Below are 24,839 nucleotides of genomic sequence, written 5' to 3'. Positions count from 1 at the left end.
ATGACCAAGCAGGTGCACAAGCAGGTCCATCTGGCCGCGCACTTCCCCGGCGTCAACAACACCACCGTGTGGAGCGACCCCGCCGCCGGCAGCCACATCGAGTTCGAGTCGTTCCGCCGCTTCGCCCAGGCCGCCGAGCGCGGGAAGTTCGACTTCATGTTCCTCGCCGAGGGCCTGCGGCTGCGGGAGCAGAACGGCGCGATCTACGACCTCGACGTCGTCGGCCGCCCCGACACCTTCACCGTGCTCGCCGCCGTGGCCGCGGTCACCGAGCACCTCGGGCTGGCCGGCACGATCAACTCCACGTTCAACGAGCCCTACGAGGTGGCCCGGGAGTTCGCGACGCTGGACCACCTCTCCGGCGGCCGGGCCGCGTGGAACGTCGTCACCTCGTGGGACGCCTTCACCGGGGAGAACTTCCGCCGCGGTGGCTTCCTGCCGCAGGACCAGCGCTACGAGCGGGCGCGCACGTTCCTGGCCACGGCCATGGAGCTGCTCGACTCCTGGCGCGGTGACGAGATCGTGGCCGACAAGGAGACCGGGGAGTTCCTGCGCACGCCCACCCCCGGCCGGTTCGCCCACTCCGACGCGCACTTCGACATCAGCGGCCAGTTCGACGTCCCGCGCAGCCCGCAGGGCCGCCCCGTCGTCTTCCAGGCCGGTGACTCCGACGAGGGCCGCGAGTTCGCCGCCTCGGGTGCGGACGCCATCTTCAGCCGGCACGGCACCAAGGAGGCCGGGCAGGCCTTCTACGCCGACGTCAAGGGCCGGCTGGCGAAGTACGGCCGGACGCCCGAGGAGCTGCTGATCCTCCCGGCGGCCACCTTCGTCGTCGCCGACACCGACGCCGAGGCCGCCGAGCTCGCCGCCGAGGTGCGCAAGCAGCAGGTGTCGGGGCAGACAGCGCTGCGCAAGCTGGAGGAGGTCTGGAACCGCGACCTGTCCGGCTACGACCCCGACGGCCCGCTGCCCGAGGTCGACCCGCTGGTCGGGGAGAACACCGTGGCCAAGGGCCGGGCCAGCGTGCGGATGAACCGCGACCCGCTCGCCGTCGCCGTCGCCTGGCGGGAGCAGGCCGAGGCCAAGGGGCTTTCAATCCGCGAGCTGATGATCGAGGTCAGCAGCCGGCAGAACTTCATCGGCAGCCCGGCCACGGTCGCCGACCAGATCGACGACCTCGTGCAGTCCGACGCCAGCGACGGCTTCATCCTCGTCCCGCACATCACCCCCGGCGGGCTGGACGTCTTCGTCGACACCGTCGTCCCACTGCTGCAGGAGCGCGGCGTGCACCGCACCGACTACACCGGGACGACGCTGCGCGACCACCTCGGCCTGGCCCCGCTCGGCGGCACCGCGTGACCGCTCCGCTGGCCGAGGAGTTCCGCGCCGTCATGGCCGGGGTGGCGACGCCGGTCTCGGTGGTCACCACGCTCACCGACGGCTCCCCGCACGGGACGACGGTGAGCGCGTTCGCCTCGCTGTCGATGAGCCCGCCGATGGTCCTGGTGTCGTTGGACCGGGGCTCGGAGCTGCTGTCCCGGCTGGCCGTGGACAGCGTCTTCGGGGTCAACGTGCTCGGCAGCGGGCAGGCCGCGCTGGCGCTGGCGTTCGCCCGCAAGGGCAGCGACAAGTTCACCGGCGTCGACTGGGTGGCCGAGGACGGCGCGCCCCGGCTGACCGGCAGCCCCGGCTGGCTGGCGTGCACGGTGAGCCAGCTCGTCGCCGGCGGTGACCACGTCATCGTGCTGGGCGAGGTGCGCGCCGCGGCGCGGGAGGACCTGGCGCCGCTGACGTACCACGCCCGCACGTTCGGCACCCACGCCGCGGCGGTCTGAGGGCGGCTCTCTGCCGGGGTGGTCCGGGGGTCGCCTCCGGCCGCGGCTGTCCGCGGCCCGCTCTCAGCCGCGGCGGCGGGCGGCGACGGCGAGCAGGTCGCGGGCCGGGCCGGCCGGCAGCTGTGCCGCGCCGGCCCACACGGCGCGGAGCCGGCGGGTCAGCGGCAGCCCGGGCACGGGGACCTCGACCAGCCGGCCGTCGGCCAGGTCGACCGACACCGCCAGGTCCGACAGGACTGCCGGCCCCAGTCCGGCGCGGACGGCCTCGCGCACGGCCGTGCCGGTGCCGAACTCCATGGCCGGGGGAGCGAGCGGGGTCACCGCGCCGAGCGCCGCGTGCAGGGCGTCCTCCAGCGCGCGCCGCGTGCCGGACCCCGGCTCGCGGACGACGAGCGGGGTGGCCGCCAGCTCCGCCGCGGTCACCGGACGCCGCCGACCGGCCCACGGGTGCCCCGGCGGCACGACGAGCACGAGCCGGTCTGCAGCGACGTCCCGGTGCTCGAGCCCGGGTGGCGCGGCGGGGCCCTCGACGAAACCCAGGTCGGCCGCGTGGGTGCGCACCAGCTCGGTGACCGCGTCGCTGTTGGTGGCCGTGAGCATGACCGTCGGCGGTTCCGTGCCCGCCGGGGTCTGCCCGCGCAGCGCCGCCAGCCAGCGCGGGACCAGGTGCTCGGCGACGGTCATGCTGGCCGCCAGGCGCAGCCGCGCCGACCCCTCGCGCCGCAGTGCCGCCACGCCGTCGTCCAGCTCCCCGGCGGCCGACACCACCCGGTCGGCCCAGGCGACCAGCGCCCGCCCGGCGTCGGTGAGCCGCGAGCCGGTCGACCCCCGGTCCAGGACGGTCAGGCCCACCTGCCGCTCCAGGCCGGCCAGCCGGGCGGACGCGGCCTGCTGGCTGACGCCGTGCACCCGCGCCGCGGCGCCGATGCTGCCGGTGCGGGCGACGTCGAGGAGCAGCTCGAGGGCGGCGATGTCCGGGACGTGGCTGCTCAGCGGCACGTCCGGAGCGTAGCCGTCACAACCTCCGCTTGTGGCCGGACAGGTCGCAGCCGCCTACCGGGCCGCACCGCACCGGGCGAGTCTCGGTGCCGTGACCGCCACGACCGACCTGCCCGTCGAGCTGCCGCCGGCTCCGTCCCCGCGCCGCCCGGTGACGTCCGCGGGAGCCCGCCGCCCGTCGCTGGCCGACGTGGGCCCGAACTGGTTCGCCTCCGTCATGGGCACCTCGATCGTCGCCACCGCCGCGGCCGGGCTGCCCGTCCAGGTGCCCGGTCAGCGGGTCCTCGCCCAGCTGGTCTGGGCCCTCGCCGGGCTGCTGCTGCTCGCGGTCTGCGCGGCGACCGCCGGGCACTGGCTGCGCCACCCCGAGCGCGCCCGCGCCCACGCCCGCGACCCGGTGATGGCGCACTTCTACGGCGCGGTGCCGATGGCGCTGCTCGCCTGGGGGGCCGCCACGATCACCGTGGGCCGGGACGTCGTCGGCGATCGGGCAGCGGTCGACCTGGACGTCGTCCTCTGGCTGGTCGGGACGGTGCTCGGCCTGGCCGTGGCGGTCGCGGTGCCGTACCGGCTGTTCACCCGGTACGAGGTCGGCGACGAGGCGGCGTCCGGGGGCTGGCTGATGCCGGTCGTGCCGCCGATGGTCAGCGCGGCCACCGGTGCCGCGCTCGTGCCCCACACGCCGGCCGGGCAGTGGCGGCTGGCGCTCACGGCCGGCTGCTGGTCGATGTTCGGTCTCAGCCTGCTGGCCAGCCTGGTGGTCATCACCCTGCTGTGGGGACGGCTGGCCCGGTACAAGGTCGGGGCCGCGGCCGCGGTGCCGACGCTGTGGATCGTGCTGGGCCCGCTCGGGCAGTCGATCACGGCGGCCAACGCGCTGGGCGCGCAGTCGGACCTGGTGTGGCCGCCGCCCTACGCGGCGGCGTTCCGCGCCCTCGGCCTGGTGTACGGGCTGCCGGTGGAGGGGTTCGCCCTGATGTGGGCCGCCGTCGCGCTGGCGGTCACGGTGCGCACCGCCCGGCACCACCTGCCGTTCTCGCTGTCCTGGTGGTCGTTCGTGTTCCCGGTCGGCACGATGGTCACCGGGACCTCGGCGCTGGCCGGGCACAGCGGCCTGGACTGCCTCAGCGTCGCCGCCGCCGTCCTCTTCCTGGGTCTGTTCGGCGCCTGGGCCGTGGTGGCGGCGCGGACGGCGCGGGCCGTGTGGACCGGCGCGCTGCTCGGCGGTCCCGTTCGGGTCTGACAGAGTTGGCCGCCGCCCGCCCGACCCGTGGAGTGACCGTGACCAGCGATCCCGTCTCCCCGCCGGCCCCCGTCAGCATGCGGGCGGCGACCCGTGCCTGGTTCCTCATCTCGCTGCAGACGTTCGGCGGCCCGGCCGGGCAGATCGCGGTCATGCAGCGGACGCTGGTGGAGGAGAAGCGCTGGATCGGGCAGCGCCGGTTCCTGCACGCGATGAACTACTCGATGCTGCTGCCCGGCCCGGAGGCCCAGCAGCTGGCCACCTACGTCGGCTGGTTGATGCACGGCACCCGCGGCGGGCTGGTCGCCGGGGGGCTGTTCGTGCTGCCCGGCGTCGTCGCGCTGCTGGTGCTGTCCGCGGTCTACGTGGCGTGGGGTGACACCACCGCGGTCACCGCCGTGTTCGCCGGGCTGGCCCCGGCCGTGGTCGCGATCGTGGTGCAGGCGGTGACCCGCGTCGGGAAGCGGGCGCTCACCAGCCGGGTGCTGCTGGGCATCGCGGTCGCCGCCTTCGCCGCGCTCGCGCTGTTCGGCGTCCCGTTCCCGGTGGTCGTCGCGGGCGCCGGCGTCCTCGGCTGGGTGCTGCACCGGCGGCGTCCCACCTCGCTGGCCGAGGCGCCCGACGACGGGCCGGCACCGCTGATCCCCGACGACGCCCTGCACACCGAGCGCCCCTCGGCCCGCCGCACGTTGCGGGTGCTGGTCGTCGGGCTGCTCGCCTGGGGCGTGCCGATCGCGGCGGTCGCGCTGCTGACCGGCACGGACAGCGTCTTCACCCAGCAGGGGCTGTTCTTCTCCGGCGCCGCGGTGGTGACCTTCGGCGGCGCCTACGCGGTGCTGGCCTACGTCGCCCAGCAGGCGGTCGGCGTGTACGGCTGGCTGGCGCCGGGGGAGATGGTGCGTGGGCTGGCGCTGGCCGAGACCACCCCTGGGCCGCTGATCATGGTCGTGCAGTTCGTGGCCTTCCTCGGCGCCCACCGCGACCCGGGCGGCCTCGACCCGTGGGTCGCGGCGGTGCTCGCCTCGCTGCTGGTCACCTGGGTGACGTTCGTGCCCAGCTTCCTGTTCGTACTGCTCGGGGCGCCGTACATGGAGCGGCTGCGCGGCAACCGGTCGCTGTCGGCGGCGCTGACCGGGATCACCGCCGCCGTGGTCGGGGTGATCGCCAACCTGGGGCTGTACTTCGCGGTGCACACGCTCGTCACCGACGTCGTGACCGTCGACCGGTGGGGCCTGGCGCTGCAGCTGCCCGACCTGGGCACGCCGCGCTGGGTGGCGCTGGCGATCGCGTGCGTCGCGGCGGTGCTGCTGTTCCGGCTGCGCTGGTCGGTGCTGCGCACGCTCGGCGTGTGCGCCGTCCTCGGCCTGGCCGCCGGGCTGGCCGGCCTGCCCGTCTGAGGACGGCTCCCGGCGCCGTCAGCCGACGGGGCGACGTGCTCGGACCGTGCCGCCATCGCCGTGCCCCCCGCGGGAGCGTCCTGGTCGGGACGGCCTGCCGGGACGGGCACCCGTGCCGACTCAGCGCTTGGGCAGCAGGCCCTCCTCGTGGTCCAGCTCGCGCTCGAGGATCCGCAGTCCCTCGTCGGGGAGCCGGGCGCCGTCCCGCCAGCGGAGCAGCTCCTCGCGTTCGGCGGCGATGACCGCGCGGCGCAGTCGCAGCGCGGCCTCATACCCCGGGGACAGCGGGATCTCCCCGCCCTCGGCGGAGTTGATGACGTCCAGCCGCTTGCGGTAGCGGTCCAGCCGGGTGGTCAGCTGGGTCTGCAGCGTGACGATCGCCCGCTCGTCGACCGCGTCGTGCTCCTCGGACTGGAGCGTCTCCAGCCGGGCCAGGCCCGCCTCGACCGCGGCGATCCGGGCCTCGTTGCGCAGCCGGGCCTCGTCGGCCTGGTCGGCGCGGCAGCCCAGTGCGCGCACCAGCGGCGCGAAGGTGATGCCCTGCCCGACCAGCGTGACCAGCACGGCGAGGAACGCGCAGAACAGCAGCAGGTCCCGGTCGGGGAACGGCGCCCCGGTCTCGGTGACCAGCGGCAGGGTGAAGATGGCGGCCAGGCTGATGACGCCGCGGGTGCCCGCCCAGCTCAGGACGACGATCTCCCGCCCGGACAGCCGTCCGCTGAACCGGCTGCCGTCGTCGGTGTCCCCGCCGAGGTGGCTGTGCATCGAGGCGGGCAGCGACTCGGTGAGCAGCAGCCACAGCGGCCGGATGAGCAGGACGCTGCCGATGGTGATGGCGGCCGCGGTCACCACGGTCGAGGTGTCGTACTGGTCCAGGCCGCGGATGACCTCGGGCAGCTGCTGGCCGATGAGCAGGAACACGATGCCCTCGAGCAGGAAGTCGACCAGCCGCCACACGGCGTCGGTCTGCAGCCGGCTGGCCCCTGACGTCCAGTAGGGGGCGTTGTGCCCGATGACCAGCCCGGCGACGACGACGGCCAGCACGCCGGAGACGTGCACCGCCTCGCCCAGCAGGTAGGCCACGAACGGGGTGGCCAGCGAGATGGCGTTGTTGGTCAGCGGGTCCTTGCGCAGGCGGCGCAGCGGCCGCACGCCGTAGGCGACCACCAGCCCGGCGGCCACCCCACCGACCGCGGCGATCGTGAACTCACCGACTGCGGCTGGGGTGGAGAACCCCTCGCCCTGGGCGGCGGTGACCGCCACGGTGAGGATGGTCAGCGCGGTCGCGTCGTTGAGCAGCCCCTCGCCCTGGATGAGGGTGATCAGTCGCGGCGGCAGGCCGACCTTGCGGCCCACCGACAGCGCGGCGACCGGGTCCGGCGGGGCGACCGCGGCGCCCAGCGCGATGCCCGCGGCCAGCGTCGCGCCGGTGACGAACAGCGCGAACCCGGCGCCGATGACCAGCGCGGTCACCAGCACGAGCAGCACCGACAGGCTGACCACGGTGCGCATGTTCTTGCGGATCGCCGTCAGCGAGGAGTCCAGCGCCGCGCTGTAGAGCAGCGGCGGCAGCACCAGCGTCAGCACCAGGTGCGGGTCCAGGGCGACGTTCGGCCCGGGCAGCAGGGCGTAGACGATGCCGACGAGCGTCAGCAGGGCAGCGGCCGGCAACCCGGTCCGGTCGGCGACCGCCCGGACCGCGACGATGACCGCCACCGCGCCCAGCACCAGCAACAACATGGTCTCGGCGCTCACCGCACCAGTGTCCCGGACGGCGGGTCGCGGACCGGGACGCGGCTCGGCCCCGTCGTCGGGTCCCGGCGCGCGCGGGGCGTGGGACGGGGTCCGTCACCGGGCGCGGGCGGTCTCCAGCTCGGCGAGCGTGGGCGGGTTGGCCCCGGCCTTGGTGCAGGCCAGCGCCGCGACCAGCGCGGCGTCGTCCAGCAGCGCGGCGAGCTCGGGCTCGGGCAGCTCGCGGAGCGCGGCGGAGGTGAGCACCCCGGTGCGGGCCAGCCCGGCGAACAGGCCCGCGGCCAGGCTGTCGCCGGCGCCGACGGTGTCGACCACGGTCACCGAGGGCGGCTGCCGGTGCAGCAGCGTGCCGTCGGGGCGCGCCGCGCGGAGGGTGCCACCGCCGTCGGTGACCACGACGAGCGAGGGCCCCTCGGCGGCCCAGCGCAGCGCGGTGGCGTCCAGGTCGGCGCCGGGGTCGAGCCACTCCAGGTCCTCGGCGCTGACCTTGACGACGTCCGCGGTGCGGCGCAGCCGGTCGACCTGCGCCCGGACGGCGTCGGCGTCGGCGATGAGGCCGGGGCGGACGTTGGGGTCGAAGCTCACCAGCGCCGTCCCGTCGGCGCGGACCCGGGCGACCAGGTCGGCGATGGCGGCCGAGCCGGGCGGGGTCCAGCTGGAGATCGAGCCGATGTGCACGATCCGGGTGTCGGCCGGCCAGGCACGCTCCAGCTCCTCGGCGGTCCACTGCCAGTCGGCGGCGCCGACGGTGTGGAAGGAGTAGTCGGCCGAGCCGTCCTCGGCCAGCTCCACCACCGCCAGGCTCACCGGCTCGGCGGCCGGCAGCATCGCGTCGGTGCGCACGCCGTTGCGGGCGGCGTGCCCGCGGAGCAGCGCACCGAACGGGCCCGGACCCACCCGCGCCATCAGGGAGCTGACTACACCCAGCCGGGCAGCGGCGACGGCGACGTTGAGCGCGTTGCCCCCAGGGAAGGCCGTGTACTGCGGCGCCTGCCCGGGCTCGGGTGCCCCGGAGGGGATCAGGTCGATCACGAGCTCGCCGCAGACGGTGATCACCGGCACACCGTAGCGCCGCCCCGGAGGCCCGCTCGCCACCCCCGCACTCGCCCCGACAGTGCGCTCACCGGGCCACCCCGGGACGCCTGACCCCCCGCTCGCTCGGGGGACGGCTGATGGAGTCCCAGCGCTGCGTCCCCCGAGCGCTGGGACTCCATGAGGTCAGTCGTTCGGGTAGACGACGCCGAGCTGGGCGCGGACGCCGTCGAGGAAGCGCATGAGGGCCAGCGAGTCCTCCAGCGGCATGACGGGGCTCTCCGTCAGCCCCTGTTGGACGCAGCGGACGACCTCGCGGATCTCGTGCACGTAGCCGGACCCGATGAGCTCGAACTCCTCGACCCGCACCGGTGCGTCGCCCACGGCCACCTCGAGCCGGGTGGGGCGGTAGACGGAGTCCGCACCCTCGGCGCGCAGCCAGCCGTCGGTGCCGCAGACCAGTGCGGTGTGCGGGGAGCGGGCCAGCAGCGAGGTGGTCAGCTGCGCCTGGGCGCCGGAGCCGTAGGTCAGCGACAGCGCGTTCTGCGCGTCGACGCCCTCGCTGTTGAGCGTGCCGACCGCGGTGACCGAGTCGGGCAGGCCGATCGTGCCCCAGGCCCACAGCAGCGGGTAGACGGCCAGGTCGAGCAGCGCGCCGCCGCCGTCGGCCGGTGCCCAGATGCGCGCGGTCGGGTCGGCGGGGGCGGGGAAGGAGACCTCGGCGTTGACCCAGTGCACCTGGCCGAGCTCGCCGGAGGCGGCGATCTGCAGCGCGCGCTGGTACGCGGGCAGGAACCGGGTCCACACCGCCTCCATCAGGAAGACGCCGCGCTCGCGGGCCAGCTCGACCAGCTCGGTGGCCTCCCGCGCGTTGATGGTGATCGGCTTCTCCACCAGCACCGACTTGCAGGCGGTCAGCGCCGCGCGCACCACGGCGGCGTGCTGGGCGTGCGGGGTGGCCACGTAGACGACCTCGACGGCCGGATCGGCCAGCAGCGCGTCCAGGCCCGAACGGGTGCCGTCGTCGCCGTAGGAGGCGGCGAACCCGAACCGCTCGGCGAAGGCCGCGGCCTTGTCCGCCTGCCGGGAGCTGACGGCGGCCAGCGTCGCGTCGGGCAGCAGCGCGATGTCCGCCGTCACCTTCTCCGCGATGGCGCCGGTGGACACCACGCCCCAGCCGACGGGGCGGCCGGTCGCGGCCAGCGGGTCGGCGTCGAGCAGCTCCGGACGGGCGATGTACGGCGAGGTCATGCGCTCACGCTAGGGCCCGGCCGGCGTCCTCTAACGTGCGGGGATGACCGAGAACGCCGTCCAGCCGTGGAGCGCCGGGACGTGGACGGCGGCCCCCGCCGACGCCCACGAGGACGGCGGGGACCTGCTGGTCACCGCGGTCGAGGGCAGCGACGCGTGGCGGCACACCAGCTACGGGTTCGTGCACGACTCCGCGCACGCCCTGCTCGCCCCGCTGGCCGACCCCGGCGCGGTCGAGGTGACCTTCGACCTCGACTACGACCAGCAGTTCGACCAGGCCGGGCTGGTGCTGCGCGCCGACGCCGAGACCTGGGTCAAGGCCGGCGTCGAGTTCGCCGACGGGGCGCCGTCGGTGGGCGCGGTGGTCACCCTGGGCCGGTCGGACTGGTCGGTCGCGCCGGTGCCGACGTGGGCCGGCCGCCGGGTCACCGTGCGGGCCAGCCGCACCGGCGACGCCGTGACCGTCCGCGCCCGGGTGGACGACGAGCCGTTCCAGCTGGTGCGCGTCGCCCCCTTCCCGGCCGGGACGCCACTGCAGGCCGGGCCCTACTGCTGCGCGCCCACCCGCGCCGGCCTCGTCGTCCGCTTCCGGCGCTGGGCCACCGGCCCCGCCGACGCCGCGCTGCACTGAACTCGTCCACGGCCTGGGGCACGGGCACGCCGACGCCCTGGTGGCGGTCATCCTCGCCGAGGGCCGACCCGGTCTCCCGGCAGTTGTGCTCTGCTCCCTGGTGGGGAGCAGAGCACAACTGCCCGACAACGGTGCCCGCGGACGGCAGGATGAGCGGGTGACCCGCACGCCGCACCTCACCTCCCGGCTGCAGGGCTTCGGGACGACGGTCTTCGCCGAGATGAGCGCGCTGGCCGTCGCGACCGGCTCGATCAACCTGGGCCAGGGGTTCCCCGACACACCCGGTCCGGCCGAGGTGCTCGACGTCGCCCGCGCCGCGATCGGCACACCGCACGACCAGTACCCGCCCGGCCCCGGCCTGCCCGAGCTGCGGACGGCGATCGCCGAGCACCAGCTGCGCTTCCGCGGCCTGAGCTACGACCCGGACGGCGAGGTGCTGGTGACCGCCGGGGCCACCGAGGCGCTGACCGCGGCGCTGCTCGCGCTGCTGGAGCCCGGCGACGAGGTCGTGCTGTTCGAGCCGATGTACGACAGCTACGCCGCCGCGGTGGCGATGGCCGGCGGGGTCCTCCGCCCGGTGCCGCTGCGCCCGCCAGCGGTCGAGCCGGGCAGCGTGAGCACCGACGCGTGGACCTTCACCGAGGCCGAGCTGCGGGCCGCGGTCACCCCGCGCACCCGCTTGCTGCTGCTCAACACCCCGCACAACCCGACCGGCAAGGTGTTCACCGCCGCGGAGCTGGCGCTGCTGGCCGAGGTCGCGACCACCGCCGACCTGCTGGTGCTCACCGACGAGGTCTACGAGCACCTCGTGTTCGACGGCGCCGCGCACACCTCGATCGCCACGCTGCCCGGGATGGCCGAGCGCACGCTGGTGGTCAGCAGCGGCGGCAAGACGTTCAGCACCACCGGCTGGAAGATCGGCTGGGTGTGCGGCCCGGCGCCGCTGGTGGCTGCCGTGCGCACCGCCAAGCAGTTCCTCACCTACGTCAACGGCGGGCCGTTCCAGCCGGCGATCGCCGCCGGGCTCCGCCTGCCCGACGCCTACTTCACCGGGGTGGCCGCCGACCTGCAGCGGCGCCGCGACCTGCTCGTCGCCGGGCTCGCCGCCGCGGGCCTGCCGGTGGTCAGCCCGCAGGCGACGTACTTCGCCACGATCGACGTCCGGCCGCGGCAGCCCGACGGCGACGGGATCGCGTTCTGCCGGTCGCTGCCGGCCCGCGCCGGCGTGGTCGCCGTCCCGTCCGTGGTCTTCTACGACGCGGCGGACGCGCACCTGGGCCGGCACCTGGTGCGGTTCGCCTTCTGCAAGCGCGACGAGGTGCTCGAGGACGCCGCGAGGCGGTTGGGGGAGATGCAGTGAGGATCGCCGCTGTCCAGCACGACATCGTCTGGGAGGACCGGGACGCCAACTTCGCCCGGCTCGCCCCGCAGGTGACCCGGGCGGTGGGGGCCGGTGCGGAGCTGGTGCTGCTCACCGAGACCTTCTCCACCGGCTTCTCCATGACCCCGGGCATCGGTGAGCCCGTGGGCGGGCCGTCGGCGCAGTTCCTCGCCGCGCAGGCCGCCGAGCACGGTGTGTGGGTCGCCGGCACCTGCCCCGAGGTCACCGCCGGGGAGGAGCTGCCGCACAACGTGTTCGTGCTCGCCGGCCCGGACGGCAGCACCCACCGCTACCGCAAGCTGCACCCCTTCGCCGAGGAGCGCACCCGCTTCCAGGCCGGCACCGGCCCGGTGACCGTCGAGATCGGTGGCCTGCGGGTCACCCCGTTCATCTGCTACGACCTGCGCTTCGCGAACGTCTTCTGGGACGCCGGCCCGGGCACCGACGTCTTCCTGGTGCCGGCCAACTGGCCCAGTCCGCGGCGGCACCACTGGACGACGCTGCTGTCGGCGCGGGCCATCGAGAACCAGGCCTACGTCGTCGGCTGCAACCGGGTCGGCGTCGACGGCACCGGCCTGGACCACGGCGGTGACAGCCGGATCGTCAGCCCGACCGGTGAGCTGCTGGCCACCGCGTCGGGGGTGGAGACGATCGTGGTCGCCGACGTCGACGCCGCCGAGGTGGCCGCCACGCGGGACCGTTTCCGGTTCCTCGCCGACCGGCGCGGCTGACGACTTGCCGGGGCGGCTGGCCCCGGGAGGGCACCCTGGGGGACCCTGGTACCCGTAGGTACCTCAGCAGTTGTCGAGATGTGCAGGAGTCGCAGGATGCCCCAGGGCACGGTCAAGTGGTTCAACGCCGAGAAGGGGTTCGGGTTCATCGAGCCCGACGACGGCGGGCAGGACGTGTTCGCGCACTTCTCCGCGATCGCCGACGACGGCGGATTCCGCAGCCTGGACGAGGGCCAGCGGGTCGAGTTCGAGGCCAGCCCGGGTGACCGCGGCCTCCAGGCCGACACCATCCGGCCGCTGGGCGGCGGCGCCGGTCGCGCGCCGGCCCGGGCCGAGCGCGGGCACCGGGACGACTACCGCGAGGTCCGCGCCCCCCGGGGCGGCGGCAGCGGTGGCGGGTCCGAGGGCACGGTGCGCTTCTTCAACGCCGAGAAGGGCTTCGGGTTCATCGAGCCCGACGAGGGCGGGGACGACGTCTTCGTGCACTTCTCCGCGATCGCCGACGACGGCGGCTACCGCAGCCTCGACGAGGGCCAGCGGGTCTCCTACACCGCCAGCCCCGGCCAGAAGGGGCTGCAGGCCGACTCGGTCCAGCCCCTCGGTGGTGGCCGCGCACCGGCCCGCAACGACCGACGCGACGACCGGCGTGACGACCGGGGTGCCCGCGCGCCCCGCGGTGGCGGCGGTGGCTCGCAGGGCACCGTGCGCTTCTTCAACGCCGAGAAGGGCTTCGGCTTCATCGAGCCCGACGAGGGCGGGGACGACGTGTTCGTGCACTTCTCCGCGATCGAGGACCACGGCGGCTACCGCAGCCTGGACGAGGGCCAGCGGGTCGAGTACTCCGCCAGCCCCGGCCAGCGCGGCCTGCAGGCCGACTCGGTGCGCGCGGTGAGCGGCGGTGGTGCCCCGGCCGGCAACGACCGGCGTGACGAGCGCCCCCGCCGGGACGAGCGGCCCCGCCGCGACGACCGGGCACCCCGTGCGCCCCGCTCCGGCGGTGGCGGTGGCACCGGTGGCCAGGGCACGGTGCGGTTCTTCAACGCCGAGAAGGGCTTCGGCTTCATCGAGCCCGACGACGGTGGCGACGACGTGTTTGTGCACTTCTCCGCCATCGCCGACCGGGGCGGCTACCGCAGCCTCGACGAGGGCCAGCGGGTCGAGTACACCGCCAGCCAGGGCGACCGCGGCGTGCAGGCGGACTCGGTCGACCCGCTCTGATCCCCACTGACCGGCCGGCCCTGCGGGGTCGGCCGGTCAGGCTCCACCCGGTGGCTCAGCCGCCGATGCCGGCGCCGTAGTCGCCGAAGGGCGCGGTGGGCACCGGCGCCAGCGCCGTCTCCCGCAGTGCCTGCCCGCCCGCGTCGAGCGTCCGCACGCTCGCCACACCGGCCGGGAGCGGGACGACCGCCCCACCGTCGGTGAGCGGCAGCGGGCCCAGCACCTGCCCGTCGGCGGCCAGCAGCTCGGCCGACACCGCCTCCGGCGGGGCGGTGACCACCAGCCACCGGCCGTCCTCGCTCCCGCTCAGCCCCGGCAGCGCCACGTCGCAGGTGCGCACCACCGTGAGGGTGGCGACGTCGGTGGAGCCCGGCGGCGTCGAGGTGCCGCAGGGCAGCACCGTCCCGGGCCGGCCGGCCACCGTCCCGACCACCAGTGCCCCGCCCGGGCTGTGCGCGACGACGACCGCCACGCTGCTCCCGCCCTGGCTCGAGGGCAGTTCCCCGGACCAGAGCAGCAGCGGCTCCAGGTCGGCCGGCTCGACGGCCAGCGGGGCGGCCAGCTGGCCGAGCGCCGCGCCCACCACGGCCAGGTCGGGGGGTGACGTGGTGGGCCGCAGGGAGGTCAGCGGCAGCTGCGGGACCGCGCCGGCGCGTGGCTGCTCGACCCCGGCCCGGTGCACGACCACGCCGTCGCGCAGCACCCGCACGCTCAGCGGTGAGCCGGCCTGCGTCGTCCGGACCGCCACGACCGCGGCGCCGTCGGCGGCGTCGACCGGCCGGTAGTCGCGGCCGACCGTGCCGCGCGGGCCGACCATCAGCCGGTCGGACACCTCGACGGCGTCGCCCCGGCCGGCGACCACCACGAGGGTCGCGTCCCCGGGCCCGCCGAGCAGCAGCGTGGCCGGCCGGGTGCGGCCCAGGGTGCGGTCGTAGCGGGGCGACAGCTCCGCCGCGGACGCCCCCACCGGGCCGGTGAGCCAGGTGCCGCGGAAGTCCCCGTCGGTCTCACCGACCACCAGGGCGACCCGGCCGGCGGGGGTGTCGCCGGCGAACACGACCTCCCGGTCGGCGGCCGGCGGGGGCTCCTGACCGCCCCAGCCCACCTGCGCGACGGCGCCGAGGAACACCGCGTCTCCGGCCAGCGAGCCGCGGGCCGGGCCCTGCAGCACCGGGATGGCCGGGTAGCCCCCGAGCGGGACGCCTGCGGGAGGCCGGGTCGACGGCGTCGGGCTCGCGGGCGCCGGGACCGGCTCGGCGGCGGGGCGGGTCAGCGAGATCCCCGCGCCGCACAGGCACAGCACGGCCAGCACGGCGGCGGCCGCGGCCTGCCAGCGGGTGCGGCGGCGCCGGTGCGCGACGTCGGCGACCGCCTGCCCGGAGTCCAGCCGCCAGCTGCCGGTCCCGCCGGCGAGCCGGGCCAGCTCGTCGTGCAGCCGCCGGCCGGGGTCCTCGGCGCCCTGCCCCGGACGGGCGTACAGGTCCGGGGTCAGCACGCCGGACAGCGTGCGGGTGCCGTGGTCGGCCTCCTGTGCGGCGGTCTCGACCGGGCAGCCCAGCAGCGCGGCGACCTCGGACGGCGGCAGCCGGTCGAAGGCGGTGAGCACCGTCGCGGCGCGGGTCCGGGCCGGCAGGTCGCGCAGCGCCCGGGCCAGCGGCTCGGGACCGGCGGCGGCCGGGGCGAACGGGTCGGGCAGCGACTCGATCACCTGCTCACCGCGCACGCGGCGGCGGGTGCTGCCGGTGACCAGGGCCGCGCGGGCAGCCGCCAGCGGGTCCCCGGTCCGGCGGCGGCTGCGGGTGAGGGCGCGCTGCACCAGATCCTCGGCACCGGCCCGGTCGCCGGCCAGCAGCAGGGCGGTGCGCAGCAGCTCCGGGCGCCGCGCGGCGACGAAGTCCTCGAACGTGTCCACCGGGGCCTCCTCCCGCCTCTGCCGCGTTCGTCCGCCGGGGCTCATGGGGTTCAGTGCGCTGCTGCGGCCAGCCGGGCGAACCCCTCGTCCAGCGTGACCTCCGGTGTCCAGTGCAGCGCCTCGCGGGTGCGGCGCTGGTCGAACCAGTGGGCGGTGGCCAGCTGCTCGGCGAGGAACCGGGTCAGCGGCGGGGTCTCCCGGCGGCCGGTGAGCGACCAGACGCTCTCGACCGCCGCACCGGCGGCCCAGGCCAGCCCGAACGGCACCCGGCGGTGCGGCTCGGGGACCCCGGCGGCGCGGCACAGCCGGGCGATGACCTCACCGACCGGCCGTGGCTCGCCGTTGGAGACCACCAGCGCCTCGCCGTGCACGGGACCGCACGCGTCGAGGGCGGCCACCAGCGCGCCGGCGGCGTTGTCGACGTAGGTGGTGTCGATCAGCGCCGCCCCCGAGCCGATCAGCGGCAGCCGGCCGGTGCGGGCCCGCTCGACGATCCGGCCGACCAGCTGCGTGTCACCGGGACCCCACACCAGGTGCGGGCGCACCACGAGCACGGCCAGTGCGGGGGAGTCGGCGGCCAGCGCCTCGAGCTCGGCCACGGCCTTGGACCGCGAGTAGTTCCCGCGGGCCCCGGCCGGGTCGGCGGGCTCGGCACCCACCCCGACCAGCGCCGACCCGCCGTGCGCCACCGAGGGGGAGGAGACGTGCACCAGCCGGCCCACGCCCGCCGTGGCGCAGGCGGCCAGCACGGTGCGGGTGCCGGTGACGTTGGCCCGCTCGTACTCCGCCCACGGCCCGGTGACGTCGACCTTGGCAGCCAGGTGCAGCACGGCGTCCTGCCCGGCCACCGCCCGGGCCACCACCGCGGGGTCGGCGACGTCGCCGAGCACCTGCGCGCAGGCCAGCCCGGCCGGCCGGCGCTGGAGCACGGTGACGTCGTCGCCGCGGTCCAGCAGCCGCTGTGCCGTGGCCCGGCCCAGCATGCCGCTGGCGCCGGTGACGAGCACCCTCACGACCGGACCCTCACGACCGGCGCCGGGACCCGCCCGAGCCGGCCAGCAGGGCGCCGGCCGCGCGGGCGACCGCGGTGCGGTCGACCTTGGACTGGTGCCGGATGTCGACCGGCAGCCGCCCGGTGGTCAGCACCGCCGCCACCTCGGTGCCGGCCGCCGCGCGCACCGCCGCGGCGAGGTCGGTGCCGGCGGTCGCCAGCCGGGCCCGTTCGGGGCTCCCGGCCGGGACCACGACGACCACGACGACCTGCGCACCGGCCGGGCCCACGCCCACGACCGCGGCCGCGGTGACGTCCGGCAGGGTCTCGACCCGCTGCTCGACGCCGACCGGGGTGACCACGCCGGTGGCGGTGGTGACCACGTGCGGCAGCCGGCCCTCGATCCACAACCGGCCCTCGGCGTCGAGGTGCCCGACGTCGCCGGTGCGGTGCCAGCCGGGGTTGCGGGAGGAGACCCGCTCGGTGGCCCACAGCGCGTCGTAGCGGTCCTTGACGTGCGCGGCCCGCACGCAGACCTCACCGGTGAGCTCAGGGGTGTCGGTCAGGTCGCCCTCGGCGCGGCCGGTGGGCGTCAGCGCGCTGACCCGCACCTCCACCCCGGCGAGCGGGGCGCCGACGCAGACGCCGTTGCCGGCCCCGGCGGCCGCAACCTGACCGGCCGACACGTCGGTGACCGGCAGCGCCTCGGTCATCCCGTAGGGCGTGTGCGCCTCGGCGGCCGGCAGCACGGTGTGCAGCTGCTGCAACAGCGACAGCGGCACCGGTGCACCCGCCGACATCAGCAGCCGCACCCCGCCCAGCGCGCTGCGCTGGGCGTCGGTGAGCTCACCGGCGGTGGCCACCACCCGGCGCAGTGCCGCGGGGGAGGCGAACACCACGGTGCCGCCGACCGCGGCGGTGGCGTCGGCGAGCTTGGCGGCGGTGAGCGAGCCGGGTGCGGTGACGTCGATGTCGGGCACCACGGAGCCGATGCCCAGCGCGGGGCCGAGGATCGCGAACGGCGCGAAGGCGGCGACCAGCCGGTCGGCCGGGGTGAGGCCGTAGGTCGAGCGCACCAGGTCCAGCTGGGCGACGGCCTGCCGCTGGGTGTAGACCACGCCCTTGGCCGGGCCGGTCGCGCCGGAGGTGAACAGGACGGCGCAGTCGGCGTCCGGCGCGGCGACGGCAGGTGCGGCCGCGGTGGCCCCGCGCTGCTCGAGCTCGGCGAGGGTGGTCGTGGCGCCCAGCGCGCGGGCGGCGGCACCGGACAGCCCGCCGGCGGCGATGCGGGTGCCGGGCAGCCCCATCACCCGGGCGGCGGCCAGCCCCTGCGCGCTGCCGACGACCGCGCCGACACCGGCGCCGCGCAGCGCCCGGCGCATCCCGCGCAGCCCCAGGCCCTTGTCGGCGACCACGATGACCGCCCCGGCCCGCCAGACGGCGTAGACGGTGGCGGTGAGGTCCGCGGAGGGCTCGACCAGCATGCCCACCCGGGTGCCCGGCCCGATGCCGGCGGCGACCAGCCCGGCGGCGAGGTCCTCGACCCGGCGGGAGAGCGCGGCCCAGCTGACCGTGTCGCCCCCGACCTCGACCACGGCGGGGGAGTCGTCGGTGGCGCGGTCGGTCAGCGCCGACCACGGGTGCCGGTCGGGGGTGGGTGCGACCGGCCGCGCCGCGGCGGGGGAGCGCCCCTCGGCCAGGTCGGCGACCCACTGGGCGATCGCCCTCGCGTACTCCGGGGCGTCCTCCTGCACCAGGTGCGAGGCGCCCTCGTAGCGGTGCAGCTCCGCCTGCGGCAGCCGGCCGCGGAGGTCGGCCAGGTAGCGCTCGCCGAAGACCGGGTCGCGCGGGCCCCACAGCAGCAGGGCCGGGACGTCGAGGTCGCGGATGCCCTCGGCGATCGCCTCCTGGGTGGCGCGGGAGGGGTGCCCGGGGGCGAAGGGGATGTCGGCGACGAAGTCCCCGACGGAGCCCCGGCGGTCGGCGGAGGCGTACGGCGCGGCGAACGCGTCCCGCACGGCGGCCGGCAGGGCGGGGCGGGACAGCGCGGTGGTGGCGCGCACGAACAGCGGGGTGCCGACGGTGGCCGCGGGGCGCACGCCCGGCGCGTGCGCCAGGCGGATCAGTGCCGGGCCGAGGTCGCCCGGCGGCATGGCGACCGCGGTGTTGGTCAGGACGACGCCGCGCAGCTGGTCGCGGTGCTGCAGCGCCCAGCCCAGCGAGATGACCCCGCCCCAGTCGTGGCCGACGGTGATGACCGGGCCGGTGACGCCGAGGGCGGCGGTGAGGTCGCCGAGGTCGGCCACCCGCTGGGCCAGCGGGCGCAGCTCGCCCACCCGCTCGGAGAAGCCCATGCCGAGCTGGTCGGGGGCGATGACCCGCCAGCCGGGCGGGGCCGCGGCGACCAGCCGGCGCCACAGGTAGGACCAGGTGGGGTTGCCGTGGACGCACAGCAGCGTGCCGACCGGGTCGGTCACGCCGTTGTCGAGCAGGTGCCACTCGTGCTTCGTGCCGGTGGCGTCGGCCACCGTGACCCGCCGGGACCACGCCGGGTCGATCCCGGGCAGGCCCGGCGGGAGGTCGGGCACAGAGGTGGGAACGGTCACCAGGCGATCTCGAGGCAGGAGGCGTTCAGGCCCGAGCCGATGCCCATCAGCAGCACCCGGTCGCCGTCGACCAGGGAGTCCTGCTGCCCGGCGAGGGTGAAGGGCACCGCGGCCGGACCGAGGTTGCCGCGAGTCGGGAAGGTCAGCGGCACCTTGGACTCGTCGATGCCGAACTTGGCGACCATCGTCGCGGTGTGCACCTTGGAGACCTGGTGGATGACGTAGCGGTCCATGCCGCGCCGCCAGTCGAACTCCGGCTCGGCCTCGTCCCACATGTCCAGCGACAGGGCGATGCCGGCGTCCAGCAGGCCCTTGAGGTCGGTGCGCATCTCGTCGTTGTCGCCGATGCACAGCTCGTGGTGCTCGGTGCCCGCGCGGCTGACCGAGCCGACCAGCCGGTGGCCCTCCGGGTGCTGGTCGCTGCGGCCGAGCACCATCGCCGCCGCCCCGGACCCCAGCGTCAGGGTGGCGAACTGGGCGATGACGTCGCGGGAGGTGACGTCGGGGCCCTGCAGCCGCTCGATGGTGCGCTCCTGCACGATCCGGGAGTCCTCGCCGTTGACGATCAGGGCGTGGTCGACCATGCCGGAGTCGATCATCGCGGCGGCCAGCTCCATGCCGTTGACGAAGCCCAGGCAGGCGTTGGTCACGTCGAAGTTCTGCGCGGAGCGCGGCAGGCCGAGGGCGGAGTGCACCGCGACCGCGGTGGAGGGCTCCAGCCACCGCCGGCTCACCGAGGTGTTGATCATCAGGCCGATGGACGCCGGGTCGACGCCGCTCTCGCTGATCGCCTTGGCGCCGGCCATCGCGGCGCCGTCGACGAAGGTCACGCCGTCGGCCCACCACCGGCGCTCACGGATGCCGGCCAGCCGCTCGAGCATCCCCGGCCGCAGCCCCACCCGGCGGTAGGTGGCGGCGAGCTGTTCGTCGAGTGCGTCGGAGGTGATCACCTGGGAGGCGTCCGCCGTCTGCACGGTCAGGACGCTGGTGTTGCGGAAACGGTGCGTGGCGTTGCCACTCATGGGCGGGGTCCAGTCGTCGAGGGAGTCCGACTTTGCCACGTGCGCGATTCCACGTGCGGCCCCCTGTTCTCACTCGGCACTACCCGGGGTGGTCACCGGTATGCCGTGGGCCGTTCACCCGCGGCGGGCATCACACCTGTGGCGGTGACCCCACCGGGGGTGTGCGGCCGGTCCGGGGGAGGGGAGGATGCCCGGGTGACAGCCCCCCAGGACGGCGTGGACGGCACCCCCGCAGGGAACCGGCGGGTGGTCGCCCGGATCGGCCTGGTCGTGCACGAGGGCAAGCCGGTGGCCCGCGCCGCGGCGCAGCGGGTGCGCGACTGGGCGGCGGCGCGCGACGTCCCGTGCGTCGACATCGACGTGTGGAGCGACTCCGACGCCCGCCGTCCCGCGCACGAGGAGGCCGCGCTCGCCGGCAACCCGGACCTGGTGGTCACCGTCGGCGGCGACGGCACGTTCCTGCGCGGCGCCCGGGTGGCGGCCGCCGCCGGGGCACTGGTGCTGGGCGTCGACGTCGGTCGGGTGGGCTTCCTCACCGAGGTCGTCGTCGACCGGCTGGAGGAGGCCCTGCAGGCGGTCGTGGACGGCGAGGTGGTGATCGACGCCCGGATGATGCTGACCATGCGCGCCTCGCGCCCCCTGGAGCTGCCCGAGGGCATGGACGCGCTGCTGCGCTACGGCCGCGGCCCGGCGCTGCCCGCCCCGGCGGTGCGGCCCGGCAGCGCGCAGGAGGTCGGCTGGGGCGTCCCGCTGGAGGTGCTGGCCCTCAACGACGTGGTGTTCGAGAAGCTCGCCCGGGACCGGCAGGCCAGCCTCGCCCTCTACGTCGACAGCCGGCTGTTCGCCTCCTACTCCGCCGACGCCCTGGTGGTCTCCACCGCCACGGGGTCGACGGCCTACAGCTTCGCCGCAGGTGGGCCGGTGCTCTCCCCGGACCTGGAGGCGCTGGTCTTCACCCCGGTCGCGCCGCACATGGTGTTCGACCGGAGCCTGGTGCTGTCGTCCCGGCACCGGGTCGGCGTCCGGGTGCTGGGGCGGTCCGGGCAGGTGGCGGTGAGCGTGGACGGGCAGCTGCGGGGCGTGCTCGACCCCGGTGACTGGGTCACCGTCTACGGGGCCGCGCAGCGGTCGGAGCTGGTGCGGCTGGACGAACCGCACTTCCTGGACCGGGTCCGCAGCCGCTTCGGGCTCGCCGACGCACGCGCCGCGGTCGCCGACGGCGACGCCCCGCTGGTCTACGACCCGGGCGAGCCGCTGCCCCCGGACCTGCAGCACCCCGGTCCCCGGGCGCGCTGAGCCCGGGCCGGGCCGGTCAGACGGTGACGGGCAGCTCGTCGATGCCGTAGACGAAGGACAGCTCGCGGAAGCGCAGCTCCGACTGCGGCACGGCCACCGCGAGGTCGGGGAACCGGCGCAGCAGCGCCGGCAGCAGGATGCGCAGCTCCATCCGGGCCAACTCCGCGCCGATGCAGCGGTGCGCGCCGTGCCCGAAGGCCAGGTGACCGCTGGTGGGCACCCGCGCGGGGTCGAACGCCTCGGGGGAGTCGCCGGCCGACAGCGGGTCGCGGTTGGCCCCGCTGAGGGAGGCCAGCACCACGTCACCGGCCTTGAGCGGGGTCCCCATCAGGTCCATGTCGTGCCGGGCGAAGCGGGGGAAGGCCATCTGCACCACCGACAGGTAGCGCAGCAGCTCCTCCACGACCCGGTCGACGTCCTTGCGGGTGCCGCTGCGCACCAGCTCGGCGTGCGCGGGGTCGCGCAGCAGCACCAGGGTGCTCAGCGAGATCATCCCGGCGGTGGTCTCGTAGCCGCCGGTGAACACCCCGTCGGCCAGGCCGGCGAGGTCGACGTCGGAGATGGCGTCGCCCTCGTCGCGGATGATCTGCCCGATCAGCCCGGGGCCGGGCTCCCGGCGCTGGCGGGCGACGGCGTCGAAGAGGAACTCGCGCTGCTCGGAGACCGCGCCGAAGGCCGCGGCGGCACCGGAGGTGATGTCGAAGCGCTGCACGCCGAGCCGGGCGAAGGCGTCCCGGTCGGACAGCTCCAGGCCCAGCAGCGCGCAGATCGTCTGGAACGGCACCGGGAAGGACAGCGCCTTGGCCAGGTCGACCGGCGTCCCGTCCGCGCCGGCGGCGGCCAGCTCGTCGAGCTGGCTCTCGACGATCGCCTCGATCATCGGCTCCAGCCGGGCCAGCCGGCGCATCGTGAACTCGGGCGTGATGATCTTGCGCAGCCGGGTGTGCAGCGGGGCGTCGGTGAAGCCCAGCCCGCCGATGTCCGAGCCGGAGGTCGTGCCGCCGGTGCCGGGCAGCAGGTGCCGGATGTCGTTGCTGTAGTCGTCCCGGTTGGCCAGCACCGCACGCACCTGCTCGGTGTCGGTGACCAGGTAGACGGAGAAGTCGAACGGCAGCTCGATCCGGTGCACCGGGTCGGTCGCCCGCAGCTCGGCCAGTCGGGGCACGGGGTCGGTGCCGATGCGCTGCAGCGGCACCTTCGCCGGCGCCGGGATGAAGGTCAGGCTGGCCAGGTCGATGCCCTTGCGCGACAGCCGCCGCGCCAGCAGGCGCCCGCCCCACGCCTGGGCCCGGGCACGCACCGCGCGCGCCGCCCGTCGTCCGGTGACGCGGGTGTGACCGGTCGGCGTCAGACAGCGGGACCGTGCTCCGGTGCGGGGTTCGGTGGCCGTGACCTCTCCTGGTGTGCGCGGGACGTGGGTGCGCTGGACGATGTCGTCTTGGTACTCCAGGACGGCGCCGGTGATCAAGGATGGCACGCGGCGCGCGTCACATCCGCCCCTGCCGTCGCCCCGCACCCCACCCCGGCTCAGCCCTGTGGCGTCGCCAGCCGGCGCAGGTGCTCGGCGGCGGTCGTGCTGCCGGTGACGACGGGCGGCGCGGGGACGAGCGCACCGCCGGCGAACGCCGACCCGACCCGCCCGGGCAGCCGGAGGGACACGACGACCCGCCCCCGACCCGTGGCCCGCAGATGGCGCCGGACCAGGTCGGCCATGTCCAGCCGCTCGGGCCCGGCGATGGGCGCGGCCACCCCCTGCGGCGTGCCGTGCGCCAGCGTCACCAGGTGGGCGGCCACCTCGGCGGCGGCCACCGGCCGGCTGTCCATCCGTGGGACGACGACGAACGGGGCGGGGGAGCGGTCGACGAGCTGGCCGGCGAACTCGTGGAACTGGGTGGCCCGCAGCAGCGTCCACGGCACCGGCCCGGCCGCGAGGAGCTCCTCCTGGCGGCGCTTGCCCAGGTAGTAGCCGAAGTCGACGGTGTCCGCGCCGACGATCGACAGGGTCACCACGTGCCCGACCCCGGCCCGGGCGGCCGCGGCGAGGAGGTTGCCGGTGGCCGCCTCGAAGAAGGTCACCGATCGGCGGCGGCTGGTCGTGGTCACGTTGCTGACGTCGATGACGGTGCTCACCCCGGCCAGCGCGTCGTCCAGGCCGCGGCCGCTGGTGAGGTCGACCCCGGCGCCGCGGGCGAGCACGACCGGGGTGTCGCCCCGCCGCTCCAGCTCCGCCACCACCAGCCGGCCGACCAGCCCGGTGCCCCCAGCGACCGCCGTCCTCATCGGGTGTCCTCCTCCGTCGGCAGCCGGGCGCCCAGCGCCACGGTCAGCTCGAGCACCGTCTGGGGGTCCTCGAGCCGGTCACCGTAGAGCTCGCGCAGCTGGCCGAGGCGGTACCGGACCGTCTGCGGGTGCACGAAGAGGTCCGCGGCGACCTGGTCGCGGCGGCCGTGGTGCAGCAGCCAGGAGCGCAGGGTGGCGGTGAGCTTGTCCCGGACGGCGGGGCTCAGTCCGTCCAGCGGCGCGAGCACCGCCGTCCGCAGGTCGGCCAGCGCGGCGTCGTCGGCGCGCAGCACCAGGTCGGTGAGCCGGCTCTCGGTGTCCAGCGCCGCCGCGCCCTGGGCGGTCAGCTCCAGTCGCAGCGCCCGCAGGGCCCGGGCGTAGGAGGCGGCCGCCGCCGTCCACGGGCGTGCCGGGCCGACGACGGCGTCGCGGCCCTCCAGCGCGCGCAGCAGCACCGGGCGGGCGCCCTCACCGGCGTCGGGGACGAGCAGCACGCTGAGCCCGGCGGTCGGGTCGAGCCCCGGCTGGTCGTCGGTGACCTGCAGGGTGCGCACGTCGAGCAGCGCCAGGGCGCCGCGGGCCCGGGCCTCGGGCAGCAGGACGGCGGTCAGCGTCCGCGGCGGCAGCCAGCCGGCCCGCTCGGCGGCGGTGGTGACGTCGAAGACCGGCCGGCCGGCCAGCAGCAGGGCCCCGAGGCGTTCCAGGTGGTGGCGGCGCACCCGGCCGGTGGTCTCCAGCTCGTCGGTGTGCCCGGCCACGCTGGAGGCCGACAGCTGGTCGATGTAGGCGAACACCAGCTCGGCGAAGCGGGCGAGCGACCCCACCGACATGCCCGCGGCGACCGCGGTGTCGCTCATGTGCCGCCACGCCACCCGCGCGCCCACCCGGTAGGCGGCCAGCAGCGCGTCCATCGCCCGACCGCTGCGCGCCTCGCCCCGGCCGAGGGCGTAGGCGCCCTCCAGCGCCGGGGCGATCGGCCGGCTCGGGTCGGCACCGCCGGTCGCGGTGGCCAGCTCCAGGAACCCGCCGAGGGCCAGCCGGACGGCGTTGGTGATCGCCCGGCCCATCTCCCCGGCGAAGGCGTCGGTGTAGCTGGGCACCTCGACGACGATGCTGGCCACGGTCTGCTGGGCGACCGCCGGCAGCTCGGCCCGCATGGCCGCGACCACGGTCGACGGGAAAGTTCCCGGATCTGTCGTCGTCCTCACCTCGTTTGATCGCCCGACTGTTCTCTGCGAACAGAAGATACGGGTCGATTCACG

General features: G+C 75.9%; 20 protein-coding genes and 3 pseudogenes. 12 read left to right on the top strand and 11 right to left on the bottom strand.

Annotation, left to right across the window (positions count from 1 at the left end; translation table 11 throughout):
* Window positions 1-1,359 carry an NtaA/DmoA family FMN-dependent monooxygenase gene (locus tag KUM42_RS01920; protein ID WP_237494637.1) on the top strand — a complete coding sequence of 453 codons (1,359 nt, stop codon included), beginning with the start codon at window positions 1-3 and terminating at the stop codon, window positions 1,357-1,359.
* Window positions 1,356-1,835, top strand: a complete 480-nt coding sequence (locus tag KUM42_RS01915) for a flavin reductase family protein (protein ID WP_237494636.1) — start codon at window positions 1,356-1,358, stop codon at window positions 1,833-1,835. Before KUM42_RS01920 ends, KUM42_RS01915 begins: the two co-directional genes overlap by 4 nt.
* A 63-nt stretch (window positions 1,836-1,898) precedes the next feature.
* Here the strand turns inward: KUM42_RS01915 and KUM42_RS01910 are convergent, their stop codons facing one another.
* A complete protein-coding gene (locus KUM42_RS01910) occupies window positions 1,899-2,834 on the bottom strand; it encodes a LysR family transcriptional regulator (RefSeq protein ID WP_237494635.1) in 936 nt (311 codons plus the stop codon).
* A gap of 91 nt (window positions 2,835-2,925) precedes the next feature.
* Between KUM42_RS01910 and KUM42_RS01905 the strand changes: the two genes are divergently transcribed.
* Together KUM42_RS01905 and chrA are read left to right on the top strand one after the other, a co-directional pair.
* Entirely contained in the window at window positions 2,926-4,077 is a 1,152-nt protein-coding gene (locus KUM42_RS01905; protein WP_237494634.1) for a TDT family transporter, read from the top strand.
* Between the two features lie 38 nt (window positions 4,078-4,115).
* Window positions 4,116-5,474: a chromate efflux transporter gene (chrA, locus tag KUM42_RS01900; RefSeq protein WP_237494633.1), complete on the top strand. Its 1,359-nt coding sequence runs from the start codon at window positions 4,116-4,118 to the stop codon at window positions 5,472-5,474.
* Window positions 5,475-5,594: 120 nt separating this feature from the next.
* On the opposite strand, the gene KUM42_RS01895 is transcribed toward chrA, so the two are convergent.
* The 3 genes from KUM42_RS01895 to KUM42_RS01885 all read right to left on the bottom strand — a co-directional run bounded on the left by KUM42_RS01895 (window position 5,595) and on the right by KUM42_RS01885 (window position 9,509).
* Window positions 5,595-7,229, bottom strand: a complete 1,635-nt coding sequence (locus KUM42_RS01895; protein ID WP_237494632.1) for a Na+/H+ antiporter — start codon at window positions 7,227-7,229, stop codon at window positions 5,595-5,597.
* Window positions 7,230-7,322: 93 nt separating this feature from the next.
* A complete protein-coding gene (locus tag KUM42_RS01890) occupies window positions 7,323-8,282 on the bottom strand; it encodes a PfkB family carbohydrate kinase (RefSeq protein ID WP_237494631.1) in 960 nt (319 codons plus the stop codon).
* Window positions 8,283-8,444: 162 nt separating this feature from the next.
* Window positions 8,445-9,509: a Gfo/Idh/MocA family protein gene (locus KUM42_RS01885; RefSeq protein ID WP_237494630.1), complete on the bottom strand. Its 1,065-nt coding sequence runs from the start codon at window positions 9,507-9,509 to the stop codon at window positions 8,445-8,447.
* A 43-nt stretch (window positions 9,510-9,552) separates the two neighbouring features.
* Between KUM42_RS01885 and KUM42_RS01880 the strand changes: the two genes are divergently transcribed.
* The 7 genes and pseudogenes from KUM42_RS01880 to KUM42_RS01850 all read left to right on the top strand — a co-directional run bounded on the left by KUM42_RS01880 (window position 9,553) and on the right by KUM42_RS01850 (window position 13,470).
* Window positions 9,553-10,140 carry a DUF1349 domain-containing protein gene (locus KUM42_RS01880; RefSeq protein ID WP_237494629.1) on the top strand — a complete coding sequence of 196 codons (588 nt, stop codon included), beginning with the start codon at window positions 9,553-9,555 and terminating at the stop codon, window positions 10,138-10,140.
* A gap of 157 nt (window positions 10,141-10,297) precedes the next feature.
* Entirely contained in the window at window positions 10,298-11,500 is a 1,203-nt protein-coding gene (locus tag KUM42_RS01875; RefSeq protein ID WP_237494628.1) for a pyridoxal phosphate-dependent aminotransferase, read from the top strand.
* Window positions 11,497-12,252, top strand: coding sequence for a nitrilase-related carbon-nitrogen hydrolase (locus KUM42_RS01870; protein WP_237494627.1), 756 nt, complete (start codon window positions 11,497-11,499; stop codon window positions 12,250-12,252). Before KUM42_RS01875 ends, KUM42_RS01870 begins: the two co-directional genes overlap by 4 nt.
* A gap of 96 nt (window positions 12,253-12,348) precedes the next feature.
* Window positions 12,349-12,552: pseudogene (locus KUM42_RS01865) on the top strand (cold-shock protein); the annotation flags it as partial.
* A gap of 111 nt (window positions 12,553-12,663) precedes the next feature.
* Window positions 12,664-12,849: pseudogene (locus tag KUM42_RS01860) on the top strand (cold-shock protein); the annotation flags it as partial.
* 105 nt (window positions 12,850-12,954) lie between these two features.
* A pseudogene (locus KUM42_RS01855) lies at window positions 12,955-13,134 on the top strand (cold-shock protein); the annotation flags it as partial.
* Window positions 13,135-13,278: 144 nt separating this feature from the next.
* Entirely contained in the window at window positions 13,279-13,470 is a 192-nt protein-coding gene (locus KUM42_RS01850; protein ID WP_237496624.1) for a cold-shock protein, read from the top strand.
* Window positions 13,471-13,525: 55 nt separating this feature from the next.
* Here the strand turns inward: KUM42_RS01850 and KUM42_RS01845 are convergent, their stop codons facing one another.
* From KUM42_RS01845 to KUM42_RS01830, 4 genes are read right to left on the bottom strand one after another with little or no spacing between them, the layout of a single operon-like run.
* Window positions 13,526-15,382, bottom strand: coding sequence for a sigma-70 family RNA polymerase sigma factor (locus KUM42_RS01845; protein WP_237494626.1), 1,857 nt, complete (start codon window positions 15,380-15,382; stop codon window positions 13,526-13,528).
* Between the two features lie 50 nt (window positions 15,383-15,432).
* The gene (locus KUM42_RS01840; protein ID WP_237494625.1) at window positions 15,433-16,395 is read right to left on the bottom strand and encodes an NAD(P)-dependent oxidoreductase; all 963 of its coding nucleotides are present in this window, start codon (window positions 16,393-16,395) and stop codon (window positions 15,433-15,435) included.
* 10 nt (window positions 16,396-16,405) lie between these two features.
* Complete coding sequence (locus KUM42_RS01835) at window positions 16,406-18,979, bottom strand: alpha/beta fold hydrolase (RefSeq protein ID WP_237494624.1); 2,574 nt, start codon at window positions 18,977-18,979, stop codon at window positions 16,406-16,408.
* On the bottom strand, window positions 18,976-20,001 hold the full coding sequence (locus tag KUM42_RS01830; RefSeq protein ID WP_237494623.1) for a 3-oxoacyl-ACP synthase III: 1,026 nt from the start codon (window positions 19,999-20,001) through the stop codon (window positions 18,976-18,978). The genes KUM42_RS01835 and KUM42_RS01830 overlap by 4 nt, the downstream gene beginning before the upstream one ends.
* A 195-nt stretch (window positions 20,002-20,196) precedes the next feature.
* Between KUM42_RS01830 and KUM42_RS01825 the strand changes: the two genes are divergently transcribed.
* Window positions 20,197-21,297, top strand: a complete 1,101-nt coding sequence (locus KUM42_RS01825) for an NAD(+)/NADH kinase (RefSeq protein ID WP_237494622.1) — start codon at window positions 20,197-20,199, stop codon at window positions 21,295-21,297.
* Window positions 21,298-21,313: 16 nt separating this feature from the next.
* Here KUM42_RS01825 and KUM42_RS01820 read toward each other — a convergent pair whose 3' ends face one another.
* The 3 genes from KUM42_RS01820 to KUM42_RS01810 are packed head-to-tail and all read right to left on the bottom strand — an operon-like array spanning window position 21,314 to window position 24,734.
* Window positions 21,314-22,774, bottom strand: coding sequence for a cytochrome P450 (locus tag KUM42_RS01820; RefSeq protein ID WP_237494621.1), 1,461 nt, complete (start codon window positions 22,772-22,774; stop codon window positions 21,314-21,316).
* Window positions 22,775-22,824: 50 nt separating this feature from the next.
* Window positions 22,825-23,577, bottom strand: coding sequence for an SDR family oxidoreductase (locus KUM42_RS01815; protein WP_237494620.1), 753 nt, complete (start codon window positions 23,575-23,577; stop codon window positions 22,825-22,827).
* Entirely contained in the window at window positions 23,574-24,734 is a 1,161-nt protein-coding gene (locus KUM42_RS01810) for a helix-turn-helix domain-containing protein (protein WP_237494619.1), read from the bottom strand. The genes KUM42_RS01815 and KUM42_RS01810 overlap by 4 nt, the downstream gene beginning before the upstream one ends.
* Window positions 24,735-24,839: the final 105 nt, after the last annotated feature.

This window comes from Modestobacter sp. L9-4, assembly GCF_019112525.1.
GTDB lineage: Bacteria > Actinomycetota > Actinomycetes > Mycobacteriales > Geodermatophilaceae > Modestobacter.
This window is presented reverse-complemented; position numbering and strand designations above follow the sequence as displayed.